Genomic DNA, 16427 nt, shown 5'->3' with positions numbered 1-16427 from the left:
CCGTTTGTTCATGAAGGGATAAAATGTCACCACCATCGGGTTGGCTTCGCCGTAACCCACCGATGTTTACATCAGATTGCGCCCACCATCCAGAAACAGAGGGATCGGGCGCTTTTATTATTGCGAAAATCGTCGGCTATAAATAAACGCTGCAAACAATGCAAAGTATGCTTGACATAAAGTGCAAAGTAAACTATGCTATAAGTGCAAAGTAAACATTGCAAGGGAGTGGTCACTTGAAGACAAGAATTGCGGAACTGCGTAAGCAGCACAAGCTGTCCCAGGAAGAGCTGGGGCTGATCGTAGGCGTTACCCGGCAAACCATCACCTCCCTTGAAACGGGAAAATATGCGGCTTCCCTTGTTCTTGCCTACAAGATTGCTAAGCATTTTGGACTCGCCATTGAAGATGTTTTTGATTTCAGCGAAGTGGAGGAATTGTAATGGACAATTACAAGGTTCAAGTCAAAACTCGCAAGAACGTACTGTCACTGGTAGCTGCTGCCACGCTATTGATCTATGTGGGACTTGTGTTTTACCGCGGTGGTCTGCCCGAATTGCCCAGTTTTATAAAGGGATTTCACACAGGTGCTTTTATCGGCGCTGAATTGTGCTTCGTTTTTTTTCTCGCCAAGTACATTAAAGCCAGCAAAAATGACGCAGAGCTGAAGAAGCTGTACATCGAGGAGAACGACGAGCGGAGTGTAGTGATTATCCAGAATGCCAGCTTGCTCAGCATAGTCATGATTCTCGTAGGTCTGGCCATCGCTTCCGTGATTGCGGGTTTCTTCAATTCCTTGATATTCTACACCTTACTGGCTACCCTACTATTTGTTTTGATCGTATTTTTTTCGGTGTGGAAGTATTACACAAAAAAACATTAAAGGTTAAATCGAAGCGGAAATCGCAAGAAAAACCACCGTCGTGCCGTAAAGCTAGATTCGGTGGTTTTACACACTAATCTAGCTGTATAGTTTTTTATCCCCCTTGATTGTATTTAAAGCATATTCTGAATAACTGTTAATGAGGGCTAGTTTTAGGACAGATCTCTTTTATTATATTGGAGCTTTGGGAGTTATATCTTCGAAAGTTTAGCTGAGTGAAATTGCCAATAAGAAAAATCGTTCATTGGAGTATCAACATTTGCAGTCAGCGATAGGAAAACACGATTGAACTAACTGGAAACGTTAGTTTAATGAAACAGAGACAGTCTAGGACTTTATTTGTTCGTCCTTGGCTGTCTCTTTTCTATTTCTAAGGTCAGTCTAAATCTTATTTTATGGAGTCTGCCGGTATGACAATTCTAAAAAAAACGCGTTGAATAAAGACATCCAGTCTAATACTCTATTTTTTTGTTGACACCACGTAACCCGATCCGCTACTATCCCGACATAAGCCGGTAGGGTTCCCGCGAACCGTTAAGACTCATCAGGCGACTTATAAGTCAAACTCTTCCCATCCAAGTGTCGAGGGATCCTTTGGTTCTTCTTCCAAGGCTTCCGGCTCTATTACCATTAATAGCGGCTCTCCAATATCTATCAATGCACCGATACGCTTGCTGTAGCCCTCAAACGTTCCGACAGCAACAACCTTTCCGCTCCGGCCACCAAACCCGTTTTCGTGGCCTGCTGCGATCCGCACAGGCAGCCCCGGCTTCAACTCTTCCCATTTCATTGTGTCGGCGCCCTCCCGGTGAGCCGCAAGGCTTCTTCGCGTATCCGCAGCTCATTCATCCACTCGTTATCTTGCGTGGCTGCAGCCATGTTGGAGAGCTGACGTAGCTTTAGGGTGTCCCAACTGTACCAGGCGTTCACCTGGAGACACTGCTGCAGCTCCTTGCCGTGCTTGTCGGATAGTGTGCCGGCATTGTGCATGTGGTATAGCTCAGCAAGCCGAAGGTGTACGGGCAGCATTACCACTTCACCAGCAATATAATGATGTTCACAATGCTTATTGTTAGGGCGGCATAGGTCATAACCGAGGTGATTTTTTGTTTAACGGTCACGTTTCATCGCTCCTTGTCAGTGTGATATAATCGAGAAGAAAGGCGCCCCTTGTATTTCATCTCCCTACGCCTTAGCCCCTTTCGGGGCCGAGGTTTCGGGTTTTCCTACTTGAGCAGCAGGATGATGAGGGTGAGTATCGAGTTAATCAAGACGATGATTGCAGTCACTGTCTTGATTGTTTCAACCTGATACTCTTTACGCCTTTCTTTTCTCGTTTTATCCACTTCGTTCACCTCCTTTCTATATTTCAATTATACAACGAAAATAGTTGTTTGTCAACGAAAATAGATGATTAAATCACTAAAATAGTTGTATGAGCAACGTTTGATGTTGTATATTATAGAAGGGTGATGAAATGGGCTTTAAATTGAAACTGGAAAAAGTGATGTATGACAAGCGAATCAATACGAAGCAACTCGGTGAGCTGACCGGTATACGATGGAATACGGTAAATGACATGGTAAAGAATGAGTCGAAACACTGGTCAGTTGAGAATCTTAATAGGATCATGGCCGCGTTGGAGTTAAAAGACATTTCTGAATTGATTGAGTATGTAGAAGAGCCGTCGCAGGAGTAATCCTGGACGGCTCTTTTGATAGTTTTCGGTACCCACACTTTACCCGCGGCAACCATTGTAGGTAGATCTTTTTTCATATAGGTTCAGGTAGATAACAAATCCGAAAAACTTATGTTCTATGCGGCCTTGACTAATGTTAGCTATTTTCTTGTAGGTGCTGTTGATTATACTTATTTAAAAAAGTATCATCAAGAGGAGACGCTAAAACAGAGAAAGCAGGTGCTCGGATATGGAACAGACGGTTAAAGAAGAGTGGGAGAAATTTGAAGAGCTATTGTTAAAAATCAGCGGGTATTCTGAAACAATCGGACTTTTGCATTGGGATCTGCGTACAGGCGCACCCCGTAAAGGGGTGGAGATCCGTTCGGGTACGATTGGTATGCTTAGCGGAGAACTGTTCAGACTCCAGACCTCGCCGGAAATGGGGGAGTTTACGGAGTTCTTCAGCCGCCCGGCTGTCAGCAGCCAGCTAAGCGACAACCAGAATAAAATCGTGAAAGATTGCCGCAAGGAGTTCGAGCGCAGCAAGAGCATTCCATCCAAAAGGTTTGAGAAATATTCGGTTCTGTCGGCTCATTCGCAAACCGTGTGGGAAGAAGCCAAGGAAAGCAATGATTTTACCTCCTTTGAGCCGTTCTTAAGCCAGATTGTTGCCTTCAAGCAGGAGTTCATTGATTACTGGGGTGTCAAAGGCACCCGATACGATACGCTGCTGGATATGTACGAACCAGATCTGACCACCGAAAAAGTCGATGAAATCTTCGATCGTCTGCGCAGCCGCCTTGTTCCGCTGGTGGAAGCCATCAATGCTTCGCCTAACAAGCCGGACACGAAATTCCTGAGCGAAATCTACGCCAAAGAGCAACAGGAGAAATTCGGCCTCTTTGTTCTGGGGCAGATGGGCTATGATTTTGAAGCGGGCCGGCTGGATGAAAGTGTACATCCTTTCGCAACCGGGCTGAATCCGGGCGATGTGCGCATCACTACCAACTATTTGCTGGACAACGTTACTAGTGCTATTTTCAGCTCGCTCCATGAGGGCGGACACGCTCTATATGAGCAAAACATCAGCAAGGATCTGGTCGGCACACCGCTGGCTCAAGGGGCATCTATGGGTATCCATGAATCCCAGTCGAGACTGTGGGAGAATATGATCGGCCGTAGCCGGGCCTTCTGGCAGCGTTATTACGGCGATCTGCAGCAGCATTTCCCTGAACAGCTGACAAATGTGGAAGTAGAAGATTTCTACCGTGCGATCAACAGTGTGGCGAATTCCTTCATCCGCATCGAAGCCGATGAGCTTACTTATAACCTGCATATTATCGTCCGTTATGAAATCGAGAAGCTGATCTTTAACGAAGGGCTGGAAGTGAAGGAGCTGCCAAAAGTATGGAATGCCAAATACCAGGAATACCTCGGCATTACACCGCCGACCGATGCGCTTGGCGTACTGCAGGATGTCCATTGGTCCGGCGGTGACTTTGGTTATTTTGCCTCATACTCCCTTGGTAATATGTATGCTGCGCAAATGTTGAACACTCTGCGTAAAGAGCTGCCGGAATTTGACGCTCTGATCGCCGAAGGCAATCTGCTGCCGATTAAGGAATGGCTCACAGACAAGGTCTACCGGTACGGCTCGGCGCTGACGCCTTCACAAATTATCGAGCAAGTGACCGGCGAACCGCTGAACCCGGATTATCTGGCTGATTATCTCGAGGCGAAATATACGGAGCTTTACAAGCTGTAACACCCAAATGAGGCTATAGGCTGGAATGAGTTCCGGGAAAACGATATAATAGAAGAAAACCGCAAACGGAAGGATTTTTTTATGGCAAACACGCATACTTACAGCCGCAGGGAAGAGGTAGCCAATGCAATTACTCATGGTATAGGTACGGTACTGAGTGTAGCTGCACTTGTCCTGCTTGTTGTTTTTGCCAGTCTAAAGGGGACGGCTTGGCATGTAGTCAGCTTTTCCATTTATGGAACGACGATGCTGCTTCTGTATCTGAATTCCACACTGGTTCATAGTCTCAGGGAGGGCAAAGCGAAGGATCTGTTCGAATTCTTTGACCACTCCTCGATTTACCTGTTTATTGCCGGTACCTATACACCATTTTTGCTGGTAGCCATTCGTGGCACGCTTGGATGGAGCCTGTTCGGCATTATCTGGGGAGTGGCATTCTTCGGAGTATTGTTCAAGGCCTACTTCGTCAAAAGGTTTCTGTTCATGTCCACTGTCTTCTATATTGCGATGGGCTGGCTGATTGTGATTGCCTGGAATCCTTTGTCGGCTGTAGTGGCCGGAGAAGGCATGACGCTGCTGATGGCCGGGGGAATATTGTACACGCTGGGGACCATCTTTTATGTATGGAGAGGTTTCCCGTTCCACCACGCCATCTGGCATGTGTTTGTACTGGCGGGCAGTGTGACCCACTTTTTCGCGGTGCTGATTTACCTGCTTCCCATCCGTTAATTCAGAGCATTTCGAGACAGGAATTATGGTTTGGGCATAAAGAATAAGATGACAAGCAAAAATGCTTGACATCTTTCTTTGTTTTCGGTATCATAAGGGACGTTGTGAAGCTGTAAAGTGTTTTTCCTTGACGAAGGGAGTGCCCTTAATGAGTCAGGAGAATAGGCTCGAGAAAACTAACCGGATTAACTTGTTATTTGCTTTCTATGAACGCCTGCTTACTGACAAGCAGCAAACGTTTCTTAAATATTATTTCCACGATGATTTCTCACTCGGAGAGATCGCCGCGGAATTTGAAATCAGCCGCCAAGCCGTTTATGAACATATTAAACGTGCGGAGCAAGTGCTGGAGAATTATGAAGAGAAGCTTGGGCTTCTTGCCAAGCATGAAGACCGCAACCGATATTTAGAAGAACTGCGCAGACTGCCGGACAATGGGATGCTGCCTGAGCAATATAAACAGCGGTTCACGGATATCCTGGATCGTTTGCAGAGGTTAGAGTAGCATGAAGGGAGACAGCCGCATATGGCGTTTGAAGGTTTAACCGGAAGATTGCAGAATGTGTTCAGCAAGCTGCGCGGCAAAGGAAAAGTAACTGAAGATGACGTCAACGAAGCAATGCGTGAAGTGCGGCTGGCGCTTCTGGAAGCCGATGTTAACTTCAAAGTAGTCAAGGACTTCGTGTCCAAGGTGAAGGAGAAGTCGATCGGCAAGGAAGTGATGGACAGCTTTACTCCCGGCATGGTAATCATTGATATCGTTAACAAGGAATTAACCGACCTGATGGGTGGAAGTCAAGCGAAGCTGGCTAAGTCCAATAAGCCGCCGACAGTCATTATGATGGCGGGTCTGCAAGGGGCCGGTAAGACGACCACTTCGGGCAAGCTGGCCAAGCTGCTACAGAAGGGCAATCACCGTCCTTTACTTGTTGCGGGCGATATTTACCGGCCGGCTGCGATCAAACAGCTGCAGGTGCTGGGCGAACAAATTAAGGTTCCAGTATTCTCCCTGGGAGATCAGACGAGCCCGGTGGAGATTGCCAGACAAGCGGTCCAGCACGCGAAGGACAACGGACTGGATTATGTGATCATCGATACTGCAGGCCGCCTGCATATTGATGAAGAACTGATGGAAGAACTGAAGCAGATCCATAACGTCGTGAATCCTGACGAGGTGCTGCTTGTAGTGGATGCCATGACAGGTCAGGATGCCGTGAATGTAGCCGAAAGCTTCAATAAGCAGCTTGAGCTTACCGGCGTAGTGCTGACTAAGCTCGACGGCGACAGTCGCGGTGGTGCAGCATTATCCGTCAAAGCGGTAACCGGCACTCCGATCAAATTCGCCGCACTGGGCGAGAAGATCGATGCGCTGGAGCCGTTCCATCCGGAACGGATGGCTTCACGGATTCTCGGCATGGGCGATATGCTCTCCTTGATCGAGAAGGCTCAGGCCAACATAGATACTGAAAAAGCGAAGGAAATGGAACGTAAGATGCGCAATGCGGAATTTACGTTCGACGATTTCCTGGAGCAGATGGATCAGGTCAAGAAGCTTGGCCCGATCGACCAGATTCTCGACATGCTGCCTGGTATGAACAAAGCCAAAGGCATGAAGGACCTGAAGGTTGACGACAAGCAGATGGGCCGCGTCGAAGCGATTGTTCATTCGATGACCAAAGCTGAGAAAGCCCAGCCTGAGATCATCAATCATAACCGCCGTAAGCGCATCGCCGCAGGCAGCGGAACCAACGTAGCCGAGGTTAACCGTCTCATCAAGCAGTTCGATGAAATGCGCAAGATGATGAAGCAGTTCTCCGGTATGATGGGCGGCGGCGGTGGTAAGGGCGGTAAGAAAAACGCCATGAAGCAGCTTAAGAGCCTTGGCGGCGGCAAGGGTATGAAGTTCCCATTCCGTTAATGTTAATAGTCTTTAAGTTTAAGGTTTAAGCTTTACCCCTAGATCAGACATTGTACAACATCAGATGATCAAGAAGGTTTTAATCTTTTGATCTTAATTCCTGCCCGAACTATTCCAGGTCCCGCCAGTCTGAATGCCCACGCTTATTGCACTTAGCCGGGTGTCCAGAGGGCAGAGCCCTTGTCTAAGGGAGGGTTTGGGAGGGATCAAAAAAAGGGTTCCAGCAAACTCTTTCCAATCTTTCGATATTCTTTTAAGGAGGTGAATTTCGTGGCAGTACGTATTCGTTTGAAAAGAATGGGTGCACATAAAGCGCCTTTCTATCGTGTAGTGGTTTCCGATTCCCGGTCCCCTCGTGACGGTCGTTTCATCGAGGAAATCGGTTATTATAATCCGATTGAACAACCGGCAGTAGTTAAGATCGATGAGGAAAAAGCTCTTAAATGGCTTCAAACAGGTGCACAAGCATCTGATACCGTCCGCAACTTGCTTTCCAAAGCAGGCGTGATGAAGAAGTTCCATGAGCTGAAGCAACAGAAATAATGACTGATTGCGAGGGTCCTCTATGGAAGAATTAGTTGGTGTTATTGCTAAGGCTTTAGTGGATCATCCAGAAGATGTGATCGTGCGGACTGTGGAGAAGGATCACCTGATTGTATATGAGCTCTCTGTACATCCTGATGATGTCGGCAAGGTCATTGGCAAGCAGGGGCGGATCGCCAAAGCGCTTCGCACAGTAGTCACATCTGCAGCAGTCAAGAGCGATAAACGCGTTACCGTGGATATTTTATCTTAATGGATGCGTTCAATGAGGGGCTAGGGATAGTATATCCCGGCTCCTTTTTGTTCAAATATAGCAGTATAGATTAATGTATAAAGAACCAAAATAGGCGTTGCCGTGCCATTTATGTACGAGTCCTATTGCAGCAGTAACGCTGATAATATTTGAAGGAGAGGATTATATGACCGAAGAGTTAACCGTAGGCAGGCTGGTCAATACCCACGGCATTCGCGGGGAGGTCAAGATTTTGTCGCATACCGATTTTCCGGATGTCCGCTTTGCGCCGGGCAAAAAGCTGCAGCTTATCCCCGCTGATGGAAGTCCGAAATTCGAGGTGATCGTGGAATCTGCCAAAGAGCATAAAGGGATGTTCATTGCCAAACTGAAGGGCTATACCAACATCAATCAGATCGAGAAATATAAAGGCAGCCTGCTTAAGGTTCCTAGTGATGATCTGGTCGAGCTTCCGGAAAATGAATATTACTTCCACCACATCGTTGGCTGCGAAGTATACACTGATGAGGATGGAAGCGAGCCGCTGGGCACGATTACAGACATCCTGCAGCCTGGAGCCAACGACGTCTGGGTTGTGAAACCGGCCAAAGGACAGGATATTCTTATTCCGGTCATCAATGATGTAGTGCTTGACGTGGATATTGCAGCCCGGAAAATCACCGTTCACCTGATGGAAGGACTATTACCATGATGAGAATTGATGTGCTGACGCTCTTCCCGGAAATGTGTGAGGGCGTATTTGGCACAAGCATTCTTGGCAAAGCACGTGAAAAAGGGATCGTCTCCCTAAACGCAGTCAATTTCCGTGATTTCTCAGGCAATAAGCATAACAGTGTGGATGACACGCCTTATGGCGGAGGCGGAGGGATGGTGCTGAAGCCTGACCCAATCTTTGCTGCCGTGGAACATGTGCTGGGCATCTCGCAGGACGGAGAGCAAGCTGAGGAGATCGCCGGGGGAAGTTTTCCCGAAAGCGACGATGTAAACGGAGATGAGCGCCAGCATGGTACTGGAGCAATAGCGGAACGTACGTCTGCTTCTCCTGTGAAACCGCGTATTATCCTTATGTGCCCGCAGGGAAAACAATATAACCAGCATATCGCCGAGGAATTAGCCCAGGAGCAGCATCTGATTTTTATCTGTGGCCATTATGAAGGTTATGATGAACGGATCAGAGAGCATCTCGTAACGGATGAGCTGTCCATTGGGGATTACGTGCTGACTGGTGGTGAGCTGCCCGCCCTGACGGTCATTGATTCAGTGGTGCGGCTGCAGCCCGGGGCCCTTGGAAATGAAACCTCAGCGATAACAGATTCGTTCAGCACCGGCCTGCTGGAGTATCCGCATTATACGCGTCCGGCTGAGTTTCGCGGATGGAAGGTGCCGGATATGCTCCTGAGCGGTCACCATGCCAATATCGAAATATGGCGGCGTGAGCAGGCTCTGGAACGAACCCTGGAGCGCAGACCGGATCTCCTGGATACCGCCGAATTAACGGTGAAGGATAAGAAGACGCTGGAGCGTTTACGCCAGCAGCAGAACAAGCCTCAACAAAATAATTAATGGCACAAGGCATATCACACGTCTTTTTAACGTATATTACGTTGAGGAGGCGTTTTTTGTTATGTAGTGAATAATTTAGCAGACATATAGGCTTCACAAAAAAAATAAGAGCAAATGTGCGTAGTTATCCTTTTTTTAGGGTAATAAATAGAGGTGCCGCCATAAGAAATGCAACTTAGATGCAGTTAGCTTAACAATTGAAAGGAATGAACTGAAAGTGACTACGAATACGCGTGAAGAATTCAAACCGGACGTGGACACTGTCCACAAGGAAGCGGAGCCGCTCCGTACAGTAAGCGATATTATCGATTTTTATACGAATCGTAAATCGTAACCCCCTTTCTGAGTAGAGAACAGACCCTGGCAACAGGTCCAATAGGAGAAGTGCTATAGTAATAGCAGCAGTAACCCAAAAAACCATTAGAACAGACGGATCAATGACCCGCTGCTTTAATGGTTTTACTGTTTTTGTTAATCAAGACATGAAAAAGACCGTCCGAAGACGGTCTCTCTACCCGAGGCGCTGTTTTATTACCTTGATCCGTATCCCGCGCCACCAAAGCCAGTTGATCAGCCGTTGGTCCGGGTAAGGGATACGTTCAGCATGTCATGCTTGATGTGAACGCACCTCCTTTCCTTGTGCCAAGAGTATAGCATAACGTGATTTGAAAATCTATAAAATTTTAAGAATGTATTAAAAACTATTTTCACAGAAGAAAGTATTGCTTTGATGAGAACTCAGAACTCAGAGCTCGGAGAACTTCGGTTTATTTTCGTTTTAGAACGCCAATAGCCGCCGCATAAGTTCCGCAGCTTCCTCCGCAACCTCGGCATCCGGGATCGCTAAGTCACTGATGCCAGCCTGGCATTGATAACGAATCCGCAGCGTGCCATCTATGTGCTGTTTTTCTATAATGCTAATTCCGCTCTGATGTGCCTGCGCTTTTATCATGAGCTCTTCTTGCGTTAATCTTTCCCGGGCCTGTGTCAGCCACGCGACGTACGGGTCAAGTGTGTGCATCGAGAGGAATATCTGGGAGTCCCGTTCGAATGCGGCTTTCACCATCGGAAGGATCGTGTAAGGACGGATGAAATTGCGGACTTCTGCGGTGATAGATGCGGGTGAGTTGCGTGTTGCGGACATTACAGTGCCTCCGTTCGATTGCGAATGTATGTTCGCATTATATCGCATGTGAACAAGTTTGTACAGGTGCGCGTTATTTTATTGCATAGGTGCACGGCCATACGCTATAATAAATGCGAGATTGGTAAAAGCTGTGACGACCGTATGGGCAATCGTTGGCAGAACGTGATAATGGCGCGGAAGTTACAGAGTAACCGTCGGGGTATAGCGCAGCCTGGTAGCGCGCACCCTTGGGGTGGGTGAGGTCGCAGGTTCAAATCCTGTTACTCCGATACGACACTAAAAAAACCGCTTCATACGGATTCAAGATTCCGTATGAAGCGGTTTTTTTGTCCAAATATAAGAATTTATATGCTTCACGCTATAAACTATCCTTCTATTTCTCGCTGAAACGGATACCGTCCTTTTGAGGACGGCAAAGCCGTTTCCACTTGGTTATCGTCGCTCTAGTACTTCACTGTCACTGCGGGTAAGCTTTATGACCCCGGTAACCAATGCATATAATGCAACAACCGTGAGTACGATAATGGCCCAGACGTAGTTTCTTACTGTGTAAGTAAGTGATGCGAAGATTAGGAACAAGGCGATGCGCAGTATTCCCTCGTTAATAAAATTTCTCCCTGCTGTACTCATGATTTCTTCCTCCTTAAGTTCGAATTAGTGCATATACAAGCCCGTAAGCGCTTTACTGTTTGTAAGCTTATTATAAACCTTTTCCAACGAAAAAGACACATATTGTTCACAAGTTATTTATTTCACATTTATTTCACAATGGTAACTTAGCCGTTACCGGCTAATCCCTCCAGTCATAAAATAAATCACTACAGTAAAGGAGGAGTTACGGTGGAAGCATATTATAATTGTCTGCAATGCAAAAACAAAAGGGTACGGATTATGACAACCGATGGAAAACAGCATGAAGGTATCATCGTGGATGTGGATCGTAACAATGTCTATTTGAAAACGAAGGGCAACGGAAAAATGAAAACCTCGGCATTTTACCCAGGCAATTATTACGGCGGTTTTTACGGGTACGGCAGTGAAATTTTAACTTTAAGCTTGTTTACACTGCTGGCAATCGCACTGATCTAAAAGGCAAAAAAAGTGGACCTCCCTAATCTGGGAAGCCCACTTTTTGCGTATATACGTAAATTTCGATATCGGTTCGGTATCTTTCATTTTAGTTCTGTATGGAGATGGAGCCGATTTCCGTGGATAGGGACAACAGCGGTCCACCCCCGTTTAAATCATGTTTGCCGGAACCTGTACCGGAAATATGTCCAAGCTCGCTAGAGGCCTCCACAGTGCATTTGAGACTGCTGTCCAAAGAGGCGGATATTTTGCCTATGTCACTTTTAGCTTTGAGACTGCTGCCGTTTTTCATCTCATTGATACTTAGCCCGATGCTTCCGGTATCTGTCTCTACCTTAGACTTGCCGGTGACTTCAACATCCCGGAGTGTGACGGCTCCAACATCGCTCGAAATGTCAAAGGTGCCCTGCAACTGGCTCAACTCAATAGAACCTACATCATTATTGATTTCAAATCTGTCGAAACTGGCTGGAAGCTCAATCAGGTAGTTGATGCTGAAGTCTGAATAGCCGTATTTTTTGTGCGCCCAGGACCATAAATCCTTTTTGGGACTGTCCTTGGCGTAGGTGGATACTTTAAGCTCGTCACCGCTAATTTTTACAGATACTTCAGCATTATCAAACAACTCTGGAGCATATTTGCTGGAGGCATGATGGGCTACGATAGTAGCGGTTACGTTAACGGTATTTCCTGTAGTGGAGATGACCTCAACCTCACCCACTGCATTGTCCAGGGTAAGTGTAGAGGAGGACCCTGGTTTTGAGGTGGCAACAAGTTCTTTGCTGACACTGTCGGCTGTGATCTGTTCTGCCACAACGGACGCAGTATTCTGAGCAGTTTGCTGTACATTTTCCATTGCTTCTCCGATACCCTGCCCAAGGTTTGCTGTTGCTTCACTTAACCCGTGTCCTAAATCTGCTGCTGCTTCACTGATCTCCTGCCCGAGTTCACTAGAGAATTCTTCAAACTCCCCATTACTGTCAGCAACTTCCTGTTGGGAGTTGCCGGATAAGCGCTGTTCAAGCTGATTATCAGCAGCTTCCTTGCCAGGCAGTTCTCTGCAGCCGGCTAATAGTACAATGGAGAAAACAGCCAGTGCTGCAATCTTTGCTGGTTTATAATTTTTTTTCAAATGGAGCCCCTCCTAAAAGTCTGTATATTGCTTATGTATAATCGTTATTATATATTATGGTAAATAATTGAATAACAGGCTAGAGACCGGTTGCTGTGCTGGACTAAAGTCCAGTACCTTTGGGCGCGACTACAAATCAATAAACGATTGTGTTAAAATTAGCTGTAGATGATAGGTTCAGTAAAGCTGAAACGGCGGGTTGGAAATCAGAGCAATCGAAGTGTAGAAGTGTAACGGAGCTTGGCGGCAGAAAACAGACCGACTCTCAGGCACCATGAAGGGCGGTCTATTACTATTTTGACTGTAAAAAGTCAAGGGAGCGGATGAGCCTGATGCGATATGCAGCAATCCTGATCGTATTGTTATTTGTTGTGGTTGTTTACTGGCTGTTTAACAGACGGCATAAGAGGGCCGGAAGTCCAAAGACTGCAACGGCCAGCAATGTGATCTCGATGGACAGACACCGCAAAGCTAAGCAGAGTTCCACGGAGCAGCTCTGTTCCTCATGCAAGAAGAGAAACGGAAAACTTATCTTTTATGCCCAGGATAACGGAAGCGTAGTCGGACTATGCAAGGATTGCAAAACGAAAGCCCAAAAGAAGGATATGCTGCCGCTCTAAAAATATAGTTGTATTAGCCTACTCTTTATGTTATTATTATTTCTGTTGTGTGGAATACGGTGGTCCTCTGCGGATAATGAGGGAGAGCGATGGTCTCTCCGGAAGAGGCATGAACACCTGTACGGAAGGAGGAAGTCCTAAATGAATATCCTACAAGCAATTACGCAAGAACAAATCCGCAAAGATATCCCGAGTTTTCGCCCGGGAGACACTTTGAAGGTACACGTAAAAGTTATCGAAGGAACTCGTGAACGGATCCAGTTGTTCGAAGGCGTTGTAATCAAACGTCGCGGCGGTGGAATTGGTGAGACTTTTACGGTTCGTAAAATTTCTTACGGTGTTGGTGTGGAAAGAACTTTCCCAATCAACTCGCCTAAACTCGAGAAAATCGAAGTGGCTCGCCGTGGTAAAGTTCGTCGTGCGAAGCTCTACTATCTTCGTGAACTGCGCGGTAAAGCTGCAAGAATTAAAGAAATCCGTCGCTAGAATAGTGACAAAGGAAAGGGGCTTGAGTTCAAGCCCCTTTCGTTTATTCTTGTTGCTATATCCGGTTCTTCTCGACCCCAATAATGGACATTAAAATAGTTGCCTTAGGATCAGCTTCTCCGAAAAGGCCTCCTGAAGGAGTAATCGTGGAGGAGTTTTTGGCAGGAGTTTTTTTGTGTTGTATAGTGAATATAGGATGAAGAGAGGACGGTGAATTATGCAGCAGGATTTGCAGCAGGGACAAGGGGAGATCGTGGAGTCCGGCGGACAGAATCCCAAGAAACAGAAGAATGAAGTGTTGGAATGGATTAAAGCGATAGCAATTGCATTGGTTCTGGTAATTCTGATACGCTGGCTTTTATTTAAGCCGTTTATTGTGGATGGACCTTCTATGAAGCCTAATTTCCATACCGGTGAACGTGTAATTGTAAATGAAATCTTGTATGACATCCGCTCTCCGCAGCGTGGCGAGGTGATTGTGTTTCATGTACCTTCAGAGGGCAGGGACTTCATCAAACGCGTAATTGGAGTGGCAGGAGATACGGTGAAAGTCGAAGGGGATGTCGTTACAGTTAACGGAGAACCTGTGAACGAAACTTACATTCAAGGCGCGATTGATGAAGCGCATAATAATAATGCTTTGTACAATAATAAAGATTTCCCAAACGAAGATTTTACTGACGGCACAGTGCCGGAAGGACATGTATTCGTAATGGGGGATAACCGCTCAGACAGTACGGATAGCCGGATGATCGGTTATGTGCCGCTTGGCGATATTGTAGGCCGTGCAGATCTGATTTTTTGGCCGGTCAAAGACATTTCAGTAATTAACCATTAAGCTGACAGAAGTCAAAGGAGGTGACGGCAATGGCCATTCAATGGTTCCCGGGTCATATGACGAAGGCTAGACGGCAAATTGAGGATAAGCTGAAGCTGATAGATGTTGCAATAGAACTGCTTGATTCCCGTCTGCCGCTTTCCAGCCGCAATCCGATGATTGACGATATTTTACGGGACAAGCCGAGATTGATTATTCTGAATAAAGCAGATTTGGCTGATCCAGAAGCGACGCGCAAATGGTTGGCGTACTTCAAAGCCCAGGGGCATGTCGCCCATCCTGTAGATGCGTCTACCGGAACAGGTGTGAAGGAAATTCCTGAACAGGTTAAACTGCTGCTGAAGGAGAAAATTGATCGGCAAATTGCCAAGGGGATGAATCCGCGGGCGATGCGCGCACTGATCGTGGGGATTCCCAATGTGGGCAAATCGACGCTCATTAACCGGATGGCAGGCAAGAGTATCGCTGCAACCGGTGACCGCCCAGGGGTCACAAAGGGCCAGCAATGGATCAAAACAGGCGGAAATCTGGAGCTTCTGGATACCCCGGGTATTCTGTGGCCAAAGTTCGAGGATCAGGATGTAGGCTACCGCCTTGCGGTAACCGGAGCTATTAAAGAGGAGATTCTGAACGTCGAGGATATCGCCTTTTATGCTGTCAAATATCTGGTCTCAGATTATGGTTCCCGGTTTAAGGAACGCTTCGGGATTGATAAGCTTCCTGAGGATCTGGAGAACCCCGATGAGATCGTTGCCGTTCTGGAAGCGATAGGGCGTAAACGTGGCTGCCTCATCAGTGGCGGGCGAGTGGATCTGGAGAAGGCGTCACGTACGTTACTCCATGAACTGCGGGCAGGAAAGCTTGGAACCTTTACCTTGGAGATGCCTTGAGCACGGTAAAATAATGATTGGATTACAAGCCATCCACTTTTTGGGGTGGCTCTTTTTGTTGTCTTTGTTTTTGAAGCATGATAGAAATGGGTCCTATGCAGAATTTTATTTATTAACTTAAAGAAGGATGCCTCCTGACGGCTTCATATGATAAGCTAAAAAGCAGTAGTATTGAATATAAGTGAAACTGGCGGTGGATGAACAGTGAGTACTATAGATATGTTGTTATACGAAAAAGAAGGCTGGGAGCAGTCATTTTGCCGGATTGCCGGTGTAGATGAGGTGGGCAGAGGCTGTCTGTTCGGGGATGTTGTCGCCGCAGCGGTGATATTGCCAGAAGGCCTTATTATAGAGGGTGTTGACGATTCAAAAAAGCTGAGCGCCAAGAAGAGAGAGGTTTTGTTTGAGCACATTATGGAGCAAGCGCTGGCGGTTGGTGTTGGTCACGTTGACTCTGCGGTCATTGATGAAATTAACATTAAACAGGCTTCGCGGCTGGCAATGAAGAAGGCGGTGGAGGGCTTGAGCCATACGCCGGATTACATGCTAATTGATGCGGAAAAAGTGGATTTGCCGCTTCCTCAGCGTTCAATTATTAAAGGAGATGCCAATAGTCAATCCATAGCTGCGGCATCCATTGTGGCGAAGGTGACCCGTGACCGGCTCTGTGAAGGCTTATGGGAGGAATTATACCCGGACTATGGGATTAAAATACATAAAGGCTACGCGACCAAGCTTCACCGCGAGCAAATTGCAGCCTTGGGGCCAACGCCTATGCACCGGCGGAGCTTCATCAGCCGGATATTGGCGGAGCAGCAGACGTTATTTTAAAAAAAGAACTTAAATGTCGATATACTAAGAAGACATTAAACGAAGGGAGGAGAAAAGGC

The 16427-nt window shown here is 46.8% G+C and carries 22 protein-coding genes and 1 tRNA gene; 18 read left to right on the top strand and 5 right to left on the bottom strand.

Annotation, left to right across the window (positions count from 1 at the left end; genetic code table 11):
• Positions 1 to 236 precede the first annotated feature (236 nt).
• Entirely contained in the window at positions 237 to 443 is a 207-nt protein-coding gene (locus NST07_RS20340; protein WP_154118287.1) for a helix-turn-helix transcriptional regulator, read from the top strand.
• Positions 443 to 883, top strand: coding sequence for a hypothetical protein (locus NST07_RS20335; protein WP_341095179.1), 441 nt, complete (start codon positions 443 to 445; stop codon positions 881 to 883). The genes NST07_RS20340 and NST07_RS20335 overlap by 1 nt, the downstream gene beginning before the upstream one ends.
• 553 nt (positions 884 to 1436) lie before the next feature.
• Here the strand turns inward: NST07_RS20335 and NST07_RS20330 are convergent.
• Positions 1437 to 1673, bottom strand: a complete 237-nt coding sequence (locus tag NST07_RS20330) for a hypothetical protein (RefSeq protein ID WP_342480002.1) — start codon at positions 1671 to 1673, stop codon at positions 1437 to 1439.
• Entirely contained in the window at positions 1670 to 1912 is a 243-nt protein-coding gene (locus tag NST07_RS20325) for a hypothetical protein (protein ID WP_342480001.1), read from the bottom strand. Before NST07_RS20325 ends, NST07_RS20330 begins: the two co-directional genes overlap by 4 nt.
• Before the next feature lie 448 nt (positions 1913 to 2360).
• Here NST07_RS20325 and NST07_RS20320 point away from each other — a divergent pair, with 448 nt between their 5' ends.
• From NST07_RS20320 to trmD, 9 genes are all read left to right on the top strand, one after another.
• Positions 2361 to 2582 carry a helix-turn-helix transcriptional regulator gene (locus NST07_RS20320; protein WP_342480000.1) on the top strand — a complete coding sequence of 74 codons (222 nt, stop codon included), beginning with the start codon at positions 2361 to 2363 and terminating at the stop codon, positions 2580 to 2582.
• A gap of 229 nt (positions 2583 to 2811) precedes the next feature.
• Entirely contained in the window at positions 2812 to 4329 is a 1518-nt protein-coding gene (locus NST07_RS20315) for a carboxypeptidase M32 (RefSeq protein ID WP_342479999.1), read from the top strand.
• 81 nt (positions 4330 to 4410) lie between these two features.
• Complete coding sequence (locus NST07_RS20310; protein WP_341094098.1) at positions 4411 to 5058, top strand: hemolysin III family protein; 648 nt, start codon at positions 4411 to 4413, stop codon at positions 5056 to 5058.
• Positions 5059 to 5206: 148 nt separating this feature from the next.
• Positions 5207 to 5563 (top strand): putative DNA-binding protein, encoded by a 357-nt coding sequence (locus NST07_RS20305; RefSeq protein WP_038593628.1) that lies wholly within the window; start codon positions 5207 to 5209, stop codon positions 5561 to 5563.
• A 21-nt stretch (positions 5564 to 5584) separates the two neighbouring features.
• Positions 5585 to 6976 carry a signal recognition particle protein gene (gene ffh / locus NST07_RS20300; RefSeq protein ID WP_341094097.1) on the top strand — a complete coding sequence of 464 codons (1392 nt, stop codon included), beginning with the start codon at positions 5585 to 5587 and terminating at the stop codon, positions 6974 to 6976.
• A gap of 270 nt (positions 6977 to 7246) precedes the next feature.
• Positions 7247 to 7519 (top strand): 30S ribosomal protein S16, encoded by a 273-nt coding sequence (gene rpsP / locus NST07_RS20295; protein ID WP_036688604.1) that lies wholly within the window; start codon positions 7247 to 7249, stop codon positions 7517 to 7519.
• 22 nt (positions 7520 to 7541) lie between these two features.
• Positions 7542 to 7772 (top strand): KH domain-containing protein, encoded by a 231-nt coding sequence (locus NST07_RS20290; protein ID WP_038593622.1) that lies wholly within the window; start codon positions 7542 to 7544, stop codon positions 7770 to 7772.
• Between the two features lie 166 nt (positions 7773 to 7938).
• The gene (gene rimM, locus NST07_RS20285) at positions 7939 to 8463 is read left to right on the top strand and encodes a ribosome maturation factor RimM (RefSeq protein ID WP_341094096.1); all 525 of its coding nucleotides are present in this window, start codon (positions 7939 to 7941) and stop codon (positions 8461 to 8463) included.
• On the top strand, positions 8463 to 9335 hold the full coding sequence (trmD, locus tag NST07_RS20280) for a tRNA (guanosine(37)-N1)-methyltransferase TrmD (RefSeq protein WP_341097711.1): 873 nt from the start codon (positions 8463 to 8465) through the stop codon (positions 9333 to 9335). Before rimM ends, trmD begins: the two co-directional genes overlap by 1 nt.
• Positions 9336 to 10113: 778 nt before the next feature.
• On the opposite strand, the gene NST07_RS20275 is transcribed toward trmD, so the two are convergent.
• On the bottom strand, positions 10114 to 10479 hold the full coding sequence (locus tag NST07_RS20275; RefSeq protein ID WP_341094095.1) for a hypothetical protein: 366 nt from the start codon (positions 10477 to 10479) through the stop codon (positions 10114 to 10116).
• Between the two features lie 198 nt (positions 10480 to 10677).
• Between NST07_RS20275 and NST07_RS20270 the strand changes: the two genes are divergently transcribed.
• Positions 10678 to 10751: transfer RNA gene (locus NST07_RS20270), tRNA-Pro, on the top strand.
• Between the two features lie 163 nt (positions 10752 to 10914).
• On the opposite strand, the gene NST07_RS20265 is transcribed toward NST07_RS20270, so the two are convergent.
• Entirely contained in the window at positions 10915 to 11112 is a 198-nt protein-coding gene (locus NST07_RS20265) for a hypothetical protein (RefSeq protein ID WP_341094094.1), read from the bottom strand.
• Between the two features lie 210 nt (positions 11113 to 11322).
• On the opposite strand from NST07_RS20265, the gene NST07_RS20260 reads away from it, so the two are divergent.
• Positions 11323 to 11571 (top strand): hypothetical protein, encoded by a 249-nt coding sequence (locus NST07_RS20260; RefSeq protein WP_038593610.1) that lies wholly within the window; start codon positions 11323 to 11325, stop codon positions 11569 to 11571.
• Between the two features lie 88 nt (positions 11572 to 11659).
• Here NST07_RS20260 and NST07_RS20255 read toward each other — a convergent pair whose 3' ends face one another.
• Positions 11660 to 12703, bottom strand: a complete 1044-nt coding sequence (locus tag NST07_RS20255) for a hypothetical protein (RefSeq protein ID WP_341094093.1) — start codon at positions 12701 to 12703, stop codon at positions 11660 to 11662.
• Positions 12704 to 13035: 332 nt separating this feature from the next.
• Between NST07_RS20255 and NST07_RS20250 the strand changes: the two genes are divergently transcribed.
• The 5 genes from NST07_RS20250 to NST07_RS20230 all read left to right on the top strand — a co-directional run bounded on the left by NST07_RS20250 (position 13036) and on the right by NST07_RS20230 (position 16368).
• Positions 13036 to 13323, top strand: a complete 288-nt coding sequence (locus NST07_RS20250) for a hypothetical protein (RefSeq protein ID WP_341094092.1) — start codon at positions 13036 to 13038, stop codon at positions 13321 to 13323.
• 141 nt (positions 13324 to 13464) lie between these two features.
• Positions 13465 to 13809 (top strand): 50S ribosomal protein L19, encoded by a 345-nt coding sequence (gene rplS, locus NST07_RS20245; RefSeq protein ID WP_038593601.1) that lies wholly within the window; start codon positions 13465 to 13467, stop codon positions 13807 to 13809.
• Between the two features lie 217 nt (positions 13810 to 14026).
• A complete protein-coding gene (gene lepB / locus NST07_RS20240) occupies positions 14027 to 14647 on the top strand; it encodes a signal peptidase I (RefSeq protein WP_341094091.1) in 621 nt (206 codons plus the stop codon).
• 29 nt (positions 14648 to 14676) lie between these two features.
• The gene (ylqF, locus tag NST07_RS20235) at positions 14677 to 15537 is read left to right on the top strand and encodes a ribosome biogenesis GTPase YlqF (RefSeq protein WP_341094090.1); all 861 of its coding nucleotides are present in this window, start codon (positions 14677 to 14679) and stop codon (positions 15535 to 15537) included.
• A gap of 219 nt (positions 15538 to 15756) precedes the next feature.
• Positions 15757 to 16368 (top strand): ribonuclease HII, encoded by a 612-nt coding sequence (locus tag NST07_RS20230; RefSeq protein ID WP_341097709.1) that lies wholly within the window; start codon positions 15757 to 15759, stop codon positions 16366 to 16368.
• Positions 16369 to 16427: the final 59 nt, after the last annotated feature.

Source organism: Paenibacillus sp. FSL L8-0340, from assembly GCF_038593145.1.
Lineage (GTDB): Bacteria > Bacillota > Bacilli > Paenibacillales > Paenibacillaceae > Paenibacillus_AQ.
The sequence above is the reverse complement of the archived record's forward strand: the minus strand, read 5'-3'. Positions and strand labels throughout refer to the sequence as shown.